10 protein-coding genes are annotated in these 16,101 nt (G+C 41.7%); 5 read left to right on the top strand and 5 right to left on the bottom strand.

Features of this window, described 5'->3' with window-relative positions:
• The first annotated feature begins 254 nt into the window (after positions 1–254).
• The 4 genes from PSE60_RS08330 to PSE60_RS08315 are packed head-to-tail and all read left to right on the top strand — an operon-like array spanning position 255 to position 10,401.
• Positions 255–2,093, top strand: a complete 1,839-nt coding sequence (locus PSE60_RS08330) for an AAA family ATPase (protein ID WP_272665108.1) — start codon at positions 255–257, stop codon at positions 2,091–2,093.
• Between the two features lies 1 nt (position 2,094).
• Complete coding sequence (locus tag PSE60_RS08325) at positions 2,095–2,727, top strand: 4Fe-4S single cluster domain-containing protein (RefSeq protein ID WP_272665107.1); 633 nt, start codon at positions 2,095–2,097, stop codon at positions 2,725–2,727.
• Between the two features lie 16 nt (positions 2,728–2,743).
• On the top strand, positions 2,744–9,052 hold the full coding sequence (locus PSE60_RS08320; protein WP_272665106.1) for an AAA domain-containing protein: 6,309 nt from the start codon (positions 2,744–2,746) through the stop codon (positions 9,050–9,052).
• On the top strand, positions 9,049–10,401 hold the full coding sequence (locus tag PSE60_RS08315) for a hypothetical protein (protein WP_272665105.1): 1,353 nt from the start codon (positions 9,049–9,051) through the stop codon (positions 10,399–10,401). The genes PSE60_RS08320 and PSE60_RS08315 overlap by 4 nt, the downstream gene beginning before the upstream one ends.
• Positions 10,402–10,485: 84 nt before the next feature.
• Here the strand turns inward: PSE60_RS08315 and PSE60_RS08310 are convergent, their stop codons facing one another.
• From PSE60_RS08310 to PSE60_RS08295, 4 genes are read right to left on the bottom strand one after another with little or no spacing between them, the layout of a single operon-like run.
• A complete protein-coding gene (locus tag PSE60_RS08310) occupies positions 10,486–11,352 on the bottom strand; it encodes a metal ABC transporter permease (protein ID WP_272665103.1) in 867 nt (288 codons plus the stop codon).
• Complete coding sequence (locus PSE60_RS08305; RefSeq protein WP_272665102.1) at positions 11,345–12,235, bottom strand: metal ABC transporter permease; 891 nt, start codon at positions 12,233–12,235, stop codon at positions 11,345–11,347. Before PSE60_RS08305 ends, PSE60_RS08310 begins: the two co-directional genes overlap by 8 nt.
• On the bottom strand, positions 12,232–13,122 hold the full coding sequence (locus PSE60_RS08300; RefSeq protein ID WP_109911242.1) for a manganese/iron ABC transporter ATP-binding protein: 891 nt from the start codon (positions 13,120–13,122) through the stop codon (positions 12,232–12,234). Before PSE60_RS08300 ends, PSE60_RS08305 begins: the two co-directional genes overlap by 4 nt.
• A 1-nt stretch (position 13,123) precedes the next feature.
• Positions 13,124–14,035, bottom strand: a complete 912-nt coding sequence (locus PSE60_RS08295) for a metal ABC transporter substrate-binding protein (protein WP_210837712.1) — start codon at positions 14,033–14,035, stop codon at positions 13,124–13,126.
• 283 nt (positions 14,036–14,318) lie between these two features.
• Here PSE60_RS08295 and PSE60_RS08290 point away from each other — a divergent pair, with 283 nt between their 5' ends.
• Positions 14,319–14,972, top strand: a complete 654-nt coding sequence (locus tag PSE60_RS08290; RefSeq protein ID WP_272665101.1) for a transglycosylase SLT domain-containing protein — start codon at positions 14,319–14,321, stop codon at positions 14,970–14,972.
• Here the strand turns inward: PSE60_RS08290 and PSE60_RS08285 are convergent.
• Positions 14,966–15,670, bottom strand: a complete 705-nt coding sequence (locus PSE60_RS08285) for a MarC family NAAT transporter (protein WP_115167387.1) — start codon at positions 15,668–15,670, stop codon at positions 14,966–14,968. The two genes, PSE60_RS08290 and PSE60_RS08285, sit on opposite strands and share 7 nt — an antisense overlap.
• Positions 15,671–16,101: the final 431 nt, after the last annotated feature.

Below are 16,101 nucleotides of genomic sequence, written 5' to 3'. Positions count from 1 at the left end.
TTTGGTCTTCATTAACATAATACTATAGCGACAGTTTAGGAATTAACAGTGATAATTGTTTAAAAAGAAGAGGCTATCACGAAATTGTCGAACAATTATCAGGCAAGTAAACATAAATACCGTCTGTTTTAAAATTAACCTATTTCTATCTAAATGAGAATGTTCAGATAAATTAGTCTGCATTCAAGATCTAGACACCATTTGCGAGCGATTTCAGGTAAACTGCAAAAAATACTTTCATATTTAAGGGTGCTATGAACACGGATTTTCAAAAACCGCGCTGGTTAAGAGATTTATTGCGATTTATCCCACTGAAAAGCCAGTTTGTTCTATTTGGTAATGTGCGAGATCTACAAGCCAGTGAAATTGCCCCCACTGTAGTGACCCCCTTGCCCTTTAACCAAGCACTTTTTAATCACTTATTTCAGGCAGGGTATGCCTATGTGATTACCTATACGCCACTCCTTGGTTTCCAGTGTGTCGCTAATCCAACAGAAAATCCGCAAGGTAGCGCGGCTTTAATGCAAAACTTAGGTTTGCATATGGCTGATGATAAAGCCGCTGGTGGTATTGATATGCTGAATCATTTGTTGGAGAAATTTATTAACTATAAGCAGCAGCCGATTGCATTATGTATTGATTTCGCCTCTTGCTTGATTTCTCATCGCGATAACCTGACCCCAGCTGAGCACAGTTTATTTACTCGAGCTCTGGTAGTTTCTCATCAAGCTAAAGCGCGGCCTGCAGGGGAAAATAACCAACCGTTCTACAATTCTATTTTTTGGATTGTGGAGAAAGAAACCGATTTACCCGATTGGTTTTTAGTCAATAACCCTCGAGTGAGAGCCATTCCTGTGGCGAAGCCTGATAATCAAGTCCGTCGTGTGCTCACACCGATGTTGCTGGCTTCACTGGTCGATTTTAATAGTATTGAACAGGCTGATAAAGATAGCTTAGTTAATGATTTCATTGATGAAACCGAAGGGTTGTTGCTGCTAGATTTAACGGCAATAGTACAACTTGCACGGATTGAAAATGTGCCGGTGAAACGGATCAGTGATGCAGTTCGACGCTATAAAGTGGGTATAACAGAAGATCCATGGAAAAAAATCGATAAACAGAAAATACATAATGCACCACAAATAATTTCACGCCGAGTTAAAGGCCAGCAACACGCAGTGACTCATTTATTGGACATTATTAAACGTGCGATGACGGGAGTGGGTGGGCATAAAGGTGGCCGACCACGGGGCGTTTTATTTCTAGCGGGGCCAACGGGGGTCGGGAAAACAGAACTGGCGAAAACGGTCACTCAATTGCTATTTGGTGACGAAAGCGCTTACATCCGCTTTGATATGTCTGAATTTAGTGCAGAACATGCAGACCAACGCTTAATTGGTGCTCCCCCTGGCTATGTGGGGTATGACTCTGGAGGCGAGCTGACGAATGCCATTCGTGAAAAGCCGTTTAGTGTAGTGCTGTTTGATGAAATAGAAAAAGCACACCCCCATTTAATGGATAAGTTTCTACAAATTATTGATGATGGAGTATTGACCTCTGGTCGTGGAGATCGCGTTTATTTTTCGGAGTCTTTGATCATTTTCACGTCAAATCTCGGTATTTATCGCTTGGATGCAAATGGTGAGCGAGTGGCGAACGTGCAACCCAGTGAGCCTTTTGAAACCGTGACACGCAACGTGAAAAGTGAAATTGAACGTCATTTTAAATTAGTGCTAAATAGACCTGAGTTACTCAATCGAATTGGGGAAAACATTATCGTTTTTGACTTCATTCGTCCTGATGTGGCACTGCAAATTTTTGAGCAAATGGTGGACAATATTCTTTCTGGTTTAGAAAAACAGTCGCTGACGATTACCATTTCCTCTCAAGCCAAAGAAACGCTAAAACAGTATTGCTTAGCCGATTTATCCAATGGGGGGCGTGGAATACGCAACCAATTGGAAAGCTACTTAATTAACCCATTATCTCGTGCAATTTTCGACCAAGATTTACAGCCTAATTCGGCCTATCAAATTGTCGAAATTACGACAGATGAAACCACGCAAATCACTTTAGCGGCGATGAGTAATTGATGTGGTGAATATTAGTATTTCACGAATTCATTTTCCAATTATGGCTCTAGGCCCCGGAAAACGCATTGGCATTTGGTTTCAAGGCTGCTCATTACGTTGTAAGGGCTGCCTTTCGCCTGACACATGGCAAGTGAAAGACAATGACATTACGGTGGAACAATTACTGGAGCAGATCACTGAGTGGCTACCGTTGGCGGATGGCATCACGATTTCAGGGGGAGAACCGTTTGAGCAACCAGAAGCCTTATCTGCATTAGTCAGTGGAATTAAACAGCGAACGAATGCGGATATTTTGGTCTATAGCGGTTATCAATGGGATGATATAGAAGTGCATGTTTCACAAATGGCTCCATATATCGATGCCTTGATCAGTGAGCCATTCAAGGTGGAGCTTTCGCAAACCCAAATGCTCAAAGGCAGTGATAACCAGAAATTACATATGTTGACGCCATTAGGAAAGGCTCGGTTTATTGCATATCAGCGTGCAACGACACCCGAGGATAAAGTGCTCGATTTAGCGTTTGACGAAACGGGACGACTATTTTTGGCTGGTGTTCCAGAACGTGACGATATGTTGCGCCTGCGTACCCTAATTGAACAGCAAGACCAGTCTTTGCAACAACTAAAAAAATAACAAATTGGATGAATGGATGACCATGATACGTTTTTGCCCACATTGCCAAACAGAACGACCATTAACTGAAATTTTCTGCGCGGGGCAAATTAAAACACCACAAGGAAGTAACCAACTTTGTGGCTGGGATTTAACCCTTGAGGGTATCCATGAAGCCGGCTGGCGTCCCACTGATGAACACAAGACCTCGATTGATAGTCTACCACTCAATATTGATGATAATAATCAAAATAACCAAACTATTGAGCAAAGGGTTTGTGTGAACGGGCATCCAATGGACGAGGGGGATTTTATCTGCCTCGAATGTGGAGAAGATGCCGCTGTTAAGTCAAGCAATACTGAGGAACACTCTCAACCATTTATAGGAAATTGGCGGCTTGATCGTCGCATTAACCAAGCCGATAGCCCACGGGAACGTTACTTAGCCACACATATAGAAAGTAAAAAAACTGGCGTACTTACCTTATATCAAAAAGGTGAAGAACCCGATCCGACAATTTATCAAGTGCTTCAGCTGATCCCAACAGACCACGTGCCTGAATTTTATGAAACAGGCCGTTGGGAAAACCGTGCTTGGCATGTAACTGAATTACTGGAGGGTGGCTCACTCAGCCAATTTATTCAGCAAGGAGACTTTTGGCAACTCCATGAAATTCCTAAATTAGTTGAGGAAATGGGGCAAGCGATAGCGGCATTTACTGAGCATGGTTTACGCCATCGCAATTTGTGTCCTGCGAATTTATTGATCCGCAGCCGTGACCCTTTAGATATCGTGGTGATTGAATATGGCTCTGCGAGTTTGTCAGAGTTTGACCTTGATATCGTGACTCCCTTGGATATTTCCCGATATAGCGCACCAGAAACCTTAGCAGGTGGTGTGAGTGCCGCATCAGATTGGTGGAGTCTCGGGGTTATTCTATTAGAACAACTAACCCGAGGGGAGTGTTTCGCTCAAGTTCATGATAATGCATTCTTAATCCAAGTCATGACCAATGGTGTTGATTTGCCGGATGATTTAGCTCCTAACTTACAATTATTGCTACGTGGATTACTGTGTCGGGATCGTTTTCTACGTTGGCAATGGCCGCAAGTGTCCGCATGGTTAGAGGGGGAAGCCGTCCAAGCCCCACAAACTGCCGCAGTAGATTCTCAGACTCAGTATCATCAAGCCCAGTTTGCGGGACAACAATTTTCTCAACCCGATGCTTTTGCCATGGCCGCTGGAGAACAAGCAAATTGGGATGATGCAGTCCAATTCTTGTTGCGTGGGGAGTTAACGTCATGGCTCGCAAAATTTGACAATAGCCAGGAGCAGCTAAAGCAACTTCAGGGTTTTTTAGACAGCGAAAAATCGTTAGATGGATCTGAGCAGAGTGAAATTAATCAAGATATTAAGCTCACTCTAGCCTTGAAAATCCTAAACCCGAATATGCCATTTATCTATCGCGGTGAAATTATTACACCTGCATGGTTATTAGAACAACCTGCACTGGCCTATGCACTCATCAGTGAGCCATTAAATCAACACATTCAGTATATTGACCCACAACATTGGCTCGTACAGCTCTACCATCGCCAATGTTTAGTACGTCAACGCGCTGAACAATTGAATATATTACTCAATGAAGAAAGCTTGAAACTGTATTTATTGATCACATCAACAAGCCAGCTAGCTGCACGTTGGGAATTGCTGCATAGCCAATTTCCTGACTCACATAACGAAAGCCTACAAGGCTTACTAGATAGACAAAATCGACAAGAAATTGATTATATTTTATTGTTAAGTGCCGACCTTGGGCAGTTTATTGCATTGGATGTGTTAGTCGAGCAAGCCTTTGAATTAGCGAAACAAAACGATATCCACAATTTTGATAACGAAATAGCTAAAAGTCAGCTTTTATTGCCACGAGGGGAGCTATACCAGCTAATTAACCACCGAGTCAGTGATTTTAAACGTATCGGACTTCCTGAACTCGATGGTTGGGTGGATGACTTTTTATTAACGCGTCGTTTATCATTAGAAAAAATACTGGTGTTGCTGGCTATTCCATTCGAACATTGGCAAGTGCCAGAATCACAAAAATATGTTCTTGAAGTTCTAAGATTTTTTACACAAAAGCTCACGTCAGTGACACAACGTGGAAATTTAGTGCGCATGCGTCTAACGCAAAATACTGGGCGAGTTGATTTAATGGAATGCGATAGCCCCGTACGCCGCGCAAGTGCATTACTTGAACATTTATTGAACCGCAAAAAAAGCACGGTTACCATTGATAGTGATTTGCTATTACAACACCCAGGTGTTAATGGCCGATTACGGATCCTGCAATCAGATACACAATTATATCAACGGGATACAGGTATAGATGGCATGTATCTTGGGTTTCCATTCTTATTGTTGCACACACAGCCGAATCAAATAAAACCGCGAATAGCGCCCTTGTTTTTATGGCCAGTTTCATTGCGTACTTCTTTGGCTCAAAATAGTCCCATTCAGCTCAATTTCGACCATGAACGGGGGGCTATACGTCTGAATCCTGCGCTCGCAAGCTTTGCAGGTATACCTTCAGTGAATGAATGGCAAACAGTATTAGATAATTTATTATCTAAAACGGGTTTAACCATTGAAGATATGATGGAGACACTTTCGTCTTTATTACCGATACAAGGTACGGAACTGACGCCACTTCCTTCTATCACCGTGCAGATTGCAGAAAATAGCGCACAAATTTGCTGTTCAGCCGTACTTTTCCATACCTCGTTTATTGGTCAGGCGATGAGTGGCGATTTACAGCAAATTGCTGGGCTACCGATTTCTCAAACCGCGTTAGCAACAATGCTAAAAGTCGTGCCGCTCGACAGCAAGAATGAAACACAGTCAGATAATTTACTTAACCAATATGCGTTGTCATTGGCTGATCCTTCACAGGAACATGTTGTTCAAGCTGCTCAAGGCAACACGGGACTGTTGATTGAGGGGCCACCAGGGACAGGTAAAAGCCAAACAATCGTGAGCTTAATTGCAGATGCGATAGGGCGTCAGCAAACCGTTTTAGTTGTGTGCCAAAAACCGGCTGCGCTTGAGGTAGTTTATAAGCGATTGAAAGCGAATGGTTTAGGAGATAGAGCACTATATATCAGCCAAAGTCAAAGAGGGCGTGACATCATTTTGGCGGTGAGGGAGCAAATTGAGCAGCTTTGGGAACAAGAAAAAAGCCAGATCGTTGAGCGGGATTGGGCAGGAGAGAGAATTCATCTTGTTAGTCGCGTTCAGTTATTTGAACAAAAATTAGACAGGTACTTTCACTCTCTCAATAATATCGATGAAAAGTTTCAAGTTTCTTATAAACAAGTATTAAGTCAATTGATTGAACTTGAAAAACTGCCTCATTTTGATATTGATGAGCAGCAAATTAAGCCATTATTAGCGCCACTTGATGGTCATACGATTGAGCAATTAACGGATGACTTGAAGTTACATGCACATACATGGTGGCAGTTGGATTATGACAATAATGCACTAAACGCCTTAGCGCACTTTACGGCAGATGACCCTCAATATTCATTGTTTAATCAATCTATTACGGCATTGGTTGAAACTGAAAACCAACGTGATGAAGCTTACCAAACACAATATCAGCAAATTACGTTGACTCAATTATCGACTCATGAGCAATGGTTAACACAACATGAAGCACAATTTAATCAGTTAACGACCGAACAATGGCAGGAGCTTTCCCGTTGGTTACCCCTATTTAGCGGTGAAACGGGAAATTCCATTATTCGCCAACTCGAGCAGTTGTATGAGCGCTTATTATCAATTAGTGAAGAAAATACGGACCCGTTATTATTCCCTGTATTTAGGGGGATTGATAATCACCATCTTGCCCAATTATCACGAGCATTGATGGAGACAATACAAGGTTCATGGGTACGTTTCTTGAATCCGTATTACTACCGCCGGCAAAATCAATTACAGTCATTTATGGCAAGCAGCGGCTTAGCGCCAACGACTGAGAAATACACTTCAGTGATTAAAACCATTGCCGTTGAGCAGCAATGGCGTTTACTTGCACAGGAATTACAGCCTTTATATCAACAGCTTGCTCTTGAACTCCAGTCGGATAACCAATGGCGTAATACATTACAAGTGCTGATCATGCAGCTAAAACGCGTGGCGGATATGGCTGAGCTTCTCATTCAGTACCCTGAGCCTGTGCATTTTATAGACGCAATTATTCAGCAACAAAAAACAGGGTTTACTCATCAATGCCATGAAATCAGGGCGGCAATCGCTAAGTTACACGCAAGAACGGAAAGCTTAAGCCAATTAAGTAAGCTAGACAGTGTCTTTTCGTCAGAAACCGTTGAGCGGTTTAAACTGGCCGTGATAAACGGCGAGTCATATACCGCGGAACTAGTGCAAATAGAGCAGCAAAAAGAAAATGTATTGCGTTACCAATTATTTAGATCGGACACTCAACACTTTTCGCCGCAGCATTGGGGGCTCCTTGCGCTATTAAAACCAGCAATTAAGCAGCTTATTGCCACTGACGGTTTCACAACACAATGGCGAGATCAATTAGTCCAAACCGTTCACTACTATTTCTGTCTGTTCACTAAAATGCAGTTGACGGCAACATTACCTGCACTCAGTACCCATCAAGACCAGCTGATGTCAGACCTTGCCGAACTAGAAAATGCCCAAAGTCGGTTACAGCAATTCAATAAATTGGCACTGACGGCCAATATTGATAGCAAAATGTTAGGAAACCGTCGTGAATGGGAAGAAATCACTCGCTTAGCAGGGCCAAGAGCTCGACGCTTGAGGGAATTTATTCGCGAAGCCCGTGATATTGGGTTAATGCAACTACGCCCCGTTTGGTTGATGACGCCGGATGTGGCGAGCCAAGTCCTTCCACTTGAAGGCGCTATGTTTGATAGCGTAATCTATGATGAAGCCTCACAGATGCCAATTGAATACGCATTATCGACGTTATTTAGAGCTAAACAGGCCATTATCAGTGGTGATGAAAAACAAATGCCGCCGTCAAAATTCTTTACCGGTAAGTTAGTTGAAGATGATATTGATGAAGAAGATGATGACCAACAAGAGTTAGCTGGAGAGCAATGGGATTACCGGCAAATCAGTGATTGCCCTGATTTGTTACATTTAGCTCGAACGGTATTACCTATCCATACACTGGATATTCATTACCGTTCTGCCTACCGAGAACTAATCAATTTCTCCAATTTTGCTTTTTATGAAAATAGGCTAAATATCCCAGCACAATTTTCAGCCAAAATGGTCAACGAAATTAAGCCATTACAGCTTATTCAAGTGAATGGTGTTTATGTTAACCAAAGTAATGAAGCTGAAGCTATCGCCATCGTACAACATTTAGCCTCAATGTGGCAGCGGCCTTTCGAACAACGGCCTTCTGTGGGTGTAGTCACGTTTAACCAAAAGCAAGCCACATTAATTAATCAAATAATTCAATTGCGTGCAGCACAGGATGAAGACTTTCTTCAGGCATATACGCAAGAAAACCAACGCACTCACGATGATGAAGATATGTCATTTTTTGTGAAAAATGTGGAAAATGTGCAAGGTGATGAGCGCGATGTGATTTTGTTTTCTACCACATTCGGTCGCAATGCACAGGGAACATTCAGGCGTAACTTTGGTGTACTTGGCCAAACCGGTGGAGAACGGCGTTTAAATGTCGCTATCACTCGTGCTCGCCAGCAAGTCGTGATTATGTCATCGATGCCAATAGATGAAATTTCTGATTTGTTAACAACTTACCGTAAGCCTGAAATTCCACGAGATTATTTACAAGGCTATCTGGCCTATGCGCTAAATGCATGTAACCCATTAATGCAAAAAGAAAATGAAAAATTGCTCCAGCGCATGTGTCATACGCAGTCAGCGGTTGGTAGTGAAACGCTCCCGCAAAATGCGTTTGTCGATTCAGTTATGGATTTTATTCGACAAAGTGGCTGGCAAGTGACCACCACAAGCCAAAATGGGGTATTCCATTTTGATGGCATTGTTGAAGATCAAAGCAATGGCCGTTTACTCATCGGTATAGAATGCGACATACCATCACACCCATTATTGAAAACTGCGCGTTCTAGGGAACTGTGGCGTAGCGCTGTTCTGACGCGTGTGGTACCTGCACACTATCGAGTGTCTATTATCGAATGGGTTCAAAATCGAGATTTGGCACAGCAACAACTGCATGACGCTATTTCTCAAGCGTTATTAACCTCATCCTCCTCTCAAATTGAGAGCCCAGAATCGCAAGAAGGTGCATTATGAGTTCATCAGTTCATCGTATAACTGTTAGGGAAATGAATGAAATTCAATGCCAGCGTCAGCTTGCGGTAGTTAAACGTCGATTTGAACAGTGGCAAGCACTGGCAAATAGTAGCCAATATCATCAGCCGCGTATTGCACAAATCACGCAAGCTTATGAGCAACTAATGCAAAATTCGGCTCAGCTTGCCACATTGTCATCACGCAATTTAAGCTTGTTGAATAGCCAATTGGTTGAGTTTATTGGGACACTGAATAACGAGGTAAAGGAAGTTCGTGAACAACAACTCGAAAAACAAGCGTTATTAGCCCGAACAAAAAAACACAGAGAGCATAATTTGGCTGAATTAATTGCATTGGTACGTGAAAAATTGCCAAATGAAGCTGACCTTTATGCACAATTAATCTCGGCAAGTGAACTAGATGAAAGTCAATCTAATAAACTGATTTTTAAAGCACTAGCTTTATTAAGTCCACAATCAACATCACTCACGCCATCGGCAGCGGCATTATTGAGCCAACTAAAAGCCCAATCTGAAGGTGTGAAGCAATTTTGGCAATCAGGCTTACCGCAAACGCCATTTGCCAAACAATGTGAACAGATCCTATTGATGATTGAAAAGCTGAAATTAGGAGGCTCATTTGATGATGCTCAAGATACTGAGCAACAACTGGCTGAACTTCGGGATCTTAAGGAAGGTACCCAACGCCATTTACGAGCCGACTCATTGATCATGACATTGGCAGAGCAATTGAAGTTAAGCCAACAACGTATCGAACTTATCGATAAAATTGAACAACGTTGTGATGAATTGGCCATTTTTCCGAGTAAAGAAAATGAATCTATAATTTCGAATGCATTAGCCAGTATGCAATCAAGTTCGATAGAAGCGTTAGCCACATGGGTCGATAAACTAGGCCGTGCCGTGAGTTTAGCTGAGCAACAGGTTGTTGCCACTGCGCAAAGGAAAACGGTACTCGATGGATTAGGGAAACTCGGTTATCAAGTGCAAGACACTGACGTTAAAGCATGGTTGGATGATGGCAAAGTGGTCGTCACACATCCAGCAACACCGGGGTATGGGTTAGAATTAGGTGGAAAACAAACGCGTTTTCAAGCACGGACAGTGGCTTTTTCTGCAGAGCGAGATAATTCACGTGACCAGGATGTTGATGCCATTTGGTGCAATCAGCACCAACAATTGCAAGATATTATTGCTCAGACAGATGCGGAACTTGTTGTTGAGCAGGCATTACCGGCGGGAAGTGGGGAAATGAAAGTGCATGAAAACCAATCTGAAGCGCAACGTCGCAATATGGTGGTGAACCAGTTAAAAACCCGTAGCAAATAGCACATTAATGCAGCTAGCTAAAGTCATTAAAAAAGCTGAATTCGTTATGTGTGAATTCAGCTTTTTTGTTATATCTTCTAGTAATTATGCGGTATGCATACTTTGTGGGTTAGTTCGGCTTCTTTTACGTGCAAGCACTAATTTGCTATAAAGCAGGGCTATCACAAAATACACCGCCTGAGTAACAACGATAGTTGGCCCAGTTGTTGCGTTGATGTGGAAACTCAGGATAGTCCCAATAACACTCGATGTTACCGAAGCAATGATGGCGACAACCAACATTTTCCCAAAACTACGGCATAACACAAAAGCAATAATGCCTGGGGAAATTAGCATTGCAATCACCAAAATAATACCAACAGCTTGTAATGAAGCAACGATGGTGAGAGCGAGTAGTGATAGCAAACCATAGTGGATTAATTTCACAGGTAAGCCAATGACTCGTGCTTGGTTAGGGTCAAAGCAATACAGCATAAAGTCTTTACGCTTCAGTAAAATAATTGCGATGGTGATACCTGCAAACAGTAAAATCTGTTTAAATTCGCTATCTGTGATCCCTAAAATGTCACCAAATAGAATATGTGTAAGGTGCTGTTCAGTATCTATTTTAGCAAACATAACCAAGCCGATAGCAAACATGCCTGAGAAGACGATACCCATTACCGCATCTTCTTTTATCCGACTATTTTCCTTTAAATAACCTGTTGCCACAGCACAAAACAAGCCAGATGCAAATGCCCCTATCGCTAATGGAATACCGAGTAGGGAGGCTAAAATGATCCCTGGTAAAACGGCATGGGAAATTGCATCGCCCATCAATGACCAGCCTTTCAATACTAAAAAGCAAGAGAGGATAGCGCATACCGTTCCACTAACAATTGCCGTAATCAATGCTTTTTGCATAAAGGGAAATGCAAACGGAGCCATCAGTAAGTCAATGAAATCACTCATGAGATGCTCCTTGTTGGTGCGATTGGTGCAGTCGAGCAACTTCCTTTTTAGCTTTACGTTTTGAGGCAAAAATACCGTGCTTAGGCGCAAAGAAAAATGCCAGCAGGAAAATAATGGTCTGTAAGGTGACAATTAACCCGCCTGTAGCACCATTAAGGAAATAACTGATATAAGCGCCAACAGCACTGGTTACAGTACCAATGGTGACTGAAATAATGAGTAAGCGTTTAAATTGGTCAGTTAATAAATAGGCCGTTGCACCTGGTGTGACGACCATCGCAATCACAAGGATTGCGCCAACTGTTTGTAAGGCAGCAACAGTACAAGCACTTAATAATGTGAAGAAAATAATTTTTAGGCGTAGAGGATTCAAACCTATTGAGCGAGCGTGGCTTTCATCGAAAAAAACGGCTAATAAATCTTTCCATAAGCACAATAGGACAATAAATGAAACGCCGATAATAATTTCTACTTGTAATACGTCAGAATCTGCAATACCTAAAATATTACCAAAAATAATACTTTGTACATTAACAGATGTTGGATTCAATGAAACAATCAACAAACCTGCCGCGAAAAAAGTAGAAAAGATAAAGCCAATAACAGCATCTTCACGTAAACGAGTTAGATGCTTTACTAATGTCATGGCAAGTGCCGCAAGGATCCCGGTAAAAAAGGCGCCTGCCGCATAGGGTAAACCTAAAGCATAAGCACCCGCCACCCCAGGAACAACGGAGTGGGAGAGGGCATCTCCCATTAATGACCAGCCTTTCAACATTAAATACGCTGATAAGAACGCACAGACAGCACCAACAATGGCGCTGACCCAAATGGCTTTTATCATAAAATCATATTCAAAGGGCTGTAATAACATCTCAATCATTCGGAACCCTTAGCTTGGTTTTTTCGAACGGGGGCATCATGGTCATGACCATAGAATACAGCCGCTCTTTCATCATCGGTAATGACGGTGACAGAGCGTGGGTCATCATCGTCATGAAGCTCTTGACCAGACAGGTTAATATGACGCAATACGCCACCGAAGGCTTGTTGCAGGTTTCGTTGCGTAAATGTCGTTTCAGTAGGCCCACTCGCTAAAACAGTACGATTGATTAAGATAACATGGTCGCAGAACTCAGGCACACTGCCCAAGTTATGAGTTGAAACGAGAATGAGATGGCCTTCGTCACGCAAACTACGTAGCAGGTCAATAATGGCATTTTCGGTCTTAACATCAACCCCAGTGAAAGGTTCGTCAAGGAGTAAAACTTTACCTTCTTGTGCGAGCGCTCGAGCTAAAAAAACCCGTTTTTTCTGACCACCGGAGAGCTCGCCTATTTGGCGATGCTCAAGCCCTGCAAGGTCAACCCGTTCTAATGCCATTTTGACAGCATCTTTATCGGCTTGTTTAGGGATGCGAAAAAAACCCATTTTGCCATAACGGCCCATCATCACGACATCAGAAACGAGAACGGGAAAATTCCAGTCTACCTCTTCTGTTTGTGGGACGTACGCAATCACGTTTTCTTTAAGTGCGGTTTTTATCGGTTGATCATTTAATGTCACACTGCCAGAAGATGGGGTGACAAGCCCCATAATAGTTTTAAATAGCGTTGACTTGCCACTACCATTTACGCCAACTAAGGCACAAATAGAGCCACCAGAGATAGTAAAGCTTGCGTCATAGATAGCGGTGTGACCATTATTATATGTCACCGTCGCATCATCGACGATAAGATTCGGGTGTTCGAATTGACTTGAGTGATTCATATTACTGTGAAAATCCTTTCGCTATCGTGTCTACAGTCGTATTTAAAAGGTCAATATATGTTGGTACTGGGCCGTCAGCAGTTGAAAGTGAGTCTACATATAATACGCCACCGTATTTTGCCCCTGTTTCTTTACTGACTTGGCGAGCCGGTTTGTCAGAAATTGTACTTTCACTGAATACTACAGGGATGTTGTATTTACGGACAGTATCAATCACCTTTTTCACTTGTTGAGGAGAACCTTGCTCTTCCGCATTGATTGGCCATAAGTAGACTTCTTTAAAGCCGTAATCATTAGTTAAATAGCTAAATGCGCCTTCACTTGAGACTAACCAACGTTCATTTTCAGGGATACGATTTAAGCGTTCACGTAAAGGGGCATCAAGCTCAGCAATTTGCTGCGCATATTTTTTTGCATTGGCATTATATGTTTCAGCATTTTCAGGATCATATTTGACCAGAGCTTGACGAATATTTTCAATATAAATTTTAGCATTGGCAGGAGACATCCATGCATGTGGGTTCGGGTTGTCTTTATATTCACCTTCACGGATTGGCATTGGCTCAATTCCTTCAGTGACTACGACAGCAGGGACATTTTTAAAATTTTCAAAGAAACGTTGGAACCACACTTCCAAATTCATCCCGTTCCATAAGATTAAATCTGCATCATAGGCTTTCATAATATCTTTAGGTGTCGGTTGATAACCGTGAATTTCCGCTCCAGGCTTTGTTATAGACTCGACAATTGCCGCATCTCCAGCTACATTTTGAGCGATATCTTGAATAATAGTAAAAGTGGTTACGACTTTAAACTTTTTAGCAAAAGCAGGCTGACTAAAAAAAATGATTGCTACCAAAGCAAACATACTGGTTAGTAAAGGTGCAGATAATCGAGATACGTTCTTCTTCATAAAAGTTGACCCTGACATTATTGGTTTAGCGTTTTTTAACATACAGTTGTTAAGGTTTATAACAATTATATTTTATATCCCAACTGATAATGATTATCAATATCAGTTGAGAAAAATAAATATAAAAAGTGTGGAATAGCATTATTTGTCATTATAGGCTTCTAAGTCCCATGGTTATTTGTATGACTAAAACACGTCCTGAAGTAAAAGTTAAGTAAAAATTATTTTATTTTTCTTAGGATTAGTTATTCTGCCATCGGCTTTCACCGCAGAGGATTCGACAGTGAAAAAAATAATTGGCGGTACTTTTGTGTTACTGCTACTTGCAGGTTGTTCAAGCGAACCAGATAGGCCTGTAACGAAACAGCGAATGTTAGAGCCGACAGGGCCAATAACAGCACAAAATATGGCATTTCCAAGAACGCCCTTTGACGAATTTATTCGTGACTCTGCGGCTCGTTACAGTGTAGATGAAACTTTAATTAGAGCGATTATTGAGGTCGAATCCAACTTTAGGCCTGAAGTTGTCAGTAAATCCAATGCAATAGGTTTGATGCAAATTAAAGCGTCGACAGCAGGACGTGACGCCTATCGTTACCAAGGGAAATCGGGGGAGCCGAGTTCTCGTGACCTAAAAGATCCACAAAAAAATATCGATATTGGTACAGCTTATATTCGTATTTTAAGGGAACAGCACCTTGCTGGAATAAGCCATCCTCAGACATTATATTATGCAACGGTTGTTGCTTATGTGAATGGGGCAGGAGCGTTATTAAGAACGTTTGATAATGATAAAGGTCGGGCGATAGCGATGATTAATCGCTTATCACCGGAAGAGTTTTATCAACATGTACAAACAAAACACCCAGCACCACAAGCCCCACGCTATTTGTGGAAAGTTAAAAATGCTTACAATGCACTAGCGATGTCTTATTGATATTCCTTCATTAAATGTGGGAGCTGCGCGACAATTTCAACAATGCCGTTGATAACAAATTGCACTCCCATACAGATTAATAAGAACCCCATCACCCGCGCGATTGCATCAATACCGCTGTTTCCAAGCCACCTCATGATAGAAGTTGCGCCTCTTAAGCCAATCCAAACGATAAGACTGGCAATAAAAAAAGTAATCACGGGGGCAACTTTTAAAACCCATGGAGCGAAACTCACATTACCTTGTAATGATGCAGTGGAGCTGATGATCATCGCAATAGTACCCGGGCCTGCAGTACTTGGCATTGCAAGGGGAACAAAGGCAATACTCGGTGATTCTTGGCGTTTTTTGGGAACATTTGGGTCATCAAGCGCATTGGTAGTCTGGTCTTCCCCTACATCACTACTAGGGAATAGCATGCCAAAGCCAATAAATGCCACAATTAATCCACCTGCAATTCGAAGCCCTGGGATTGATATTCCAAATGTGTTCATGACTAATTGGCCAGCATAAAAAGCGATTGTCATGATTGCAAATACATAAATAGAGGCCAACAGCGATTGATGGTCACGCTGCTCTTTAGTCATATTAGCAGAAATGCTTAGCATGACCGCAATTGCAGTTAAAGGGTTGGCAAGAGGAAGTAATAGTACCAGGCCAATACCAACGGCTTGAAATAGCTCAAAAAAATTTGTCATGGAAGTTAGATTCAAGCTCCTGATTAATGTGAATAAAATACCTTATCCCAAATGATAGCAAAATTTCTTATAGATCTGTAGGTTAGCATTTATAACGAGTGAGGTATTTTATAGTAGGAGCCGGCTATAATACGGAGGAATAAGAGTTAATATTAACTATCATCTATTAGTTTGTAGATAATTGGAGTTGTTCACATTAACTGTGGATAACAATGGCCTTGTTCTGTGAGTAACTTGCTTTTTTTGTTAATTAACAAGTGGATGAGTTGTTGTGGTAAAAGTATTCAATTTTTATAGGCAAAAAAAAACCTTTTTATAGGGGTATAAAAAGGTTAAGGGCATTTCGTAACAGGTTGTCTTTAAGTTGATATGGAATGTAGTATATCTGCTGCAATGTTATTTACTGATAATTTATGTAAATTCATTAAAAG

This window comes from Providencia sp. PROV174 (assembly GCF_028480685.1).
Taxonomy (GTDB): Bacteria; Pseudomonadota; Gammaproteobacteria; order Enterobacterales; family Enterobacteriaceae; genus Providencia; species Providencia rettgeri.
This window is presented reverse-complemented; position numbering and strand designations above follow the sequence as displayed.

Bases quoted from the DNA above. Each gene is read 5' to 3' on its own strand.
- PSE60_RS08330 (WP_272665108.1), top strand. From the start codon at position 255: ATGAACACGGATTTTCAAAAACCGCGCTGGTTAAGAGATTTATTGCGA.
- PSE60_RS08320 (WP_272665106.1), top strand. From the start codon at position 2,744: ATGACCATGATACGTTTTTGCCCACATTGCCAAACAGAACGACCATTA.
- PSE60_RS08315 (WP_272665105.1), top strand. From the start codon at position 9,049: ATGAGTTCATCAGTTCATCGTATAACTGTTAGGGAAATGAATGAAATT.
- PSE60_RS08310 (WP_272665103.1), bottom strand. From the start codon at position 11,352: ATGAGTGATTTCATTGACTTACTGATGGCTCCGTTTGCATTTCCCTTT.
- PSE60_RS08305 (WP_272665102.1), bottom strand. From the start codon at position 12,235: ATGATTGAGATGTTATTACAGCCCTTTGAATATGATTTTATGATAAAA.
- PSE60_RS08300 (WP_109911242.1), bottom strand. From the start codon at position 13,122: ATGAATCACTCAAGTCAATTCGAACACCCGAATCTTATCGTCGATGAT.
- PSE60_RS08295 (WP_210837712.1), bottom strand. From the start codon at position 14,035: ATGAAGAAGAACGTATCTCGATTATCTGCACCTTTACTAACCAGTATG.
- PSE60_RS08285 (WP_115167387.1), bottom strand. From the start codon at position 15,670: ATGACAAATTTTTTTGAGCTATTTCAAGCCGTTGGTATTGGCCTGGTA.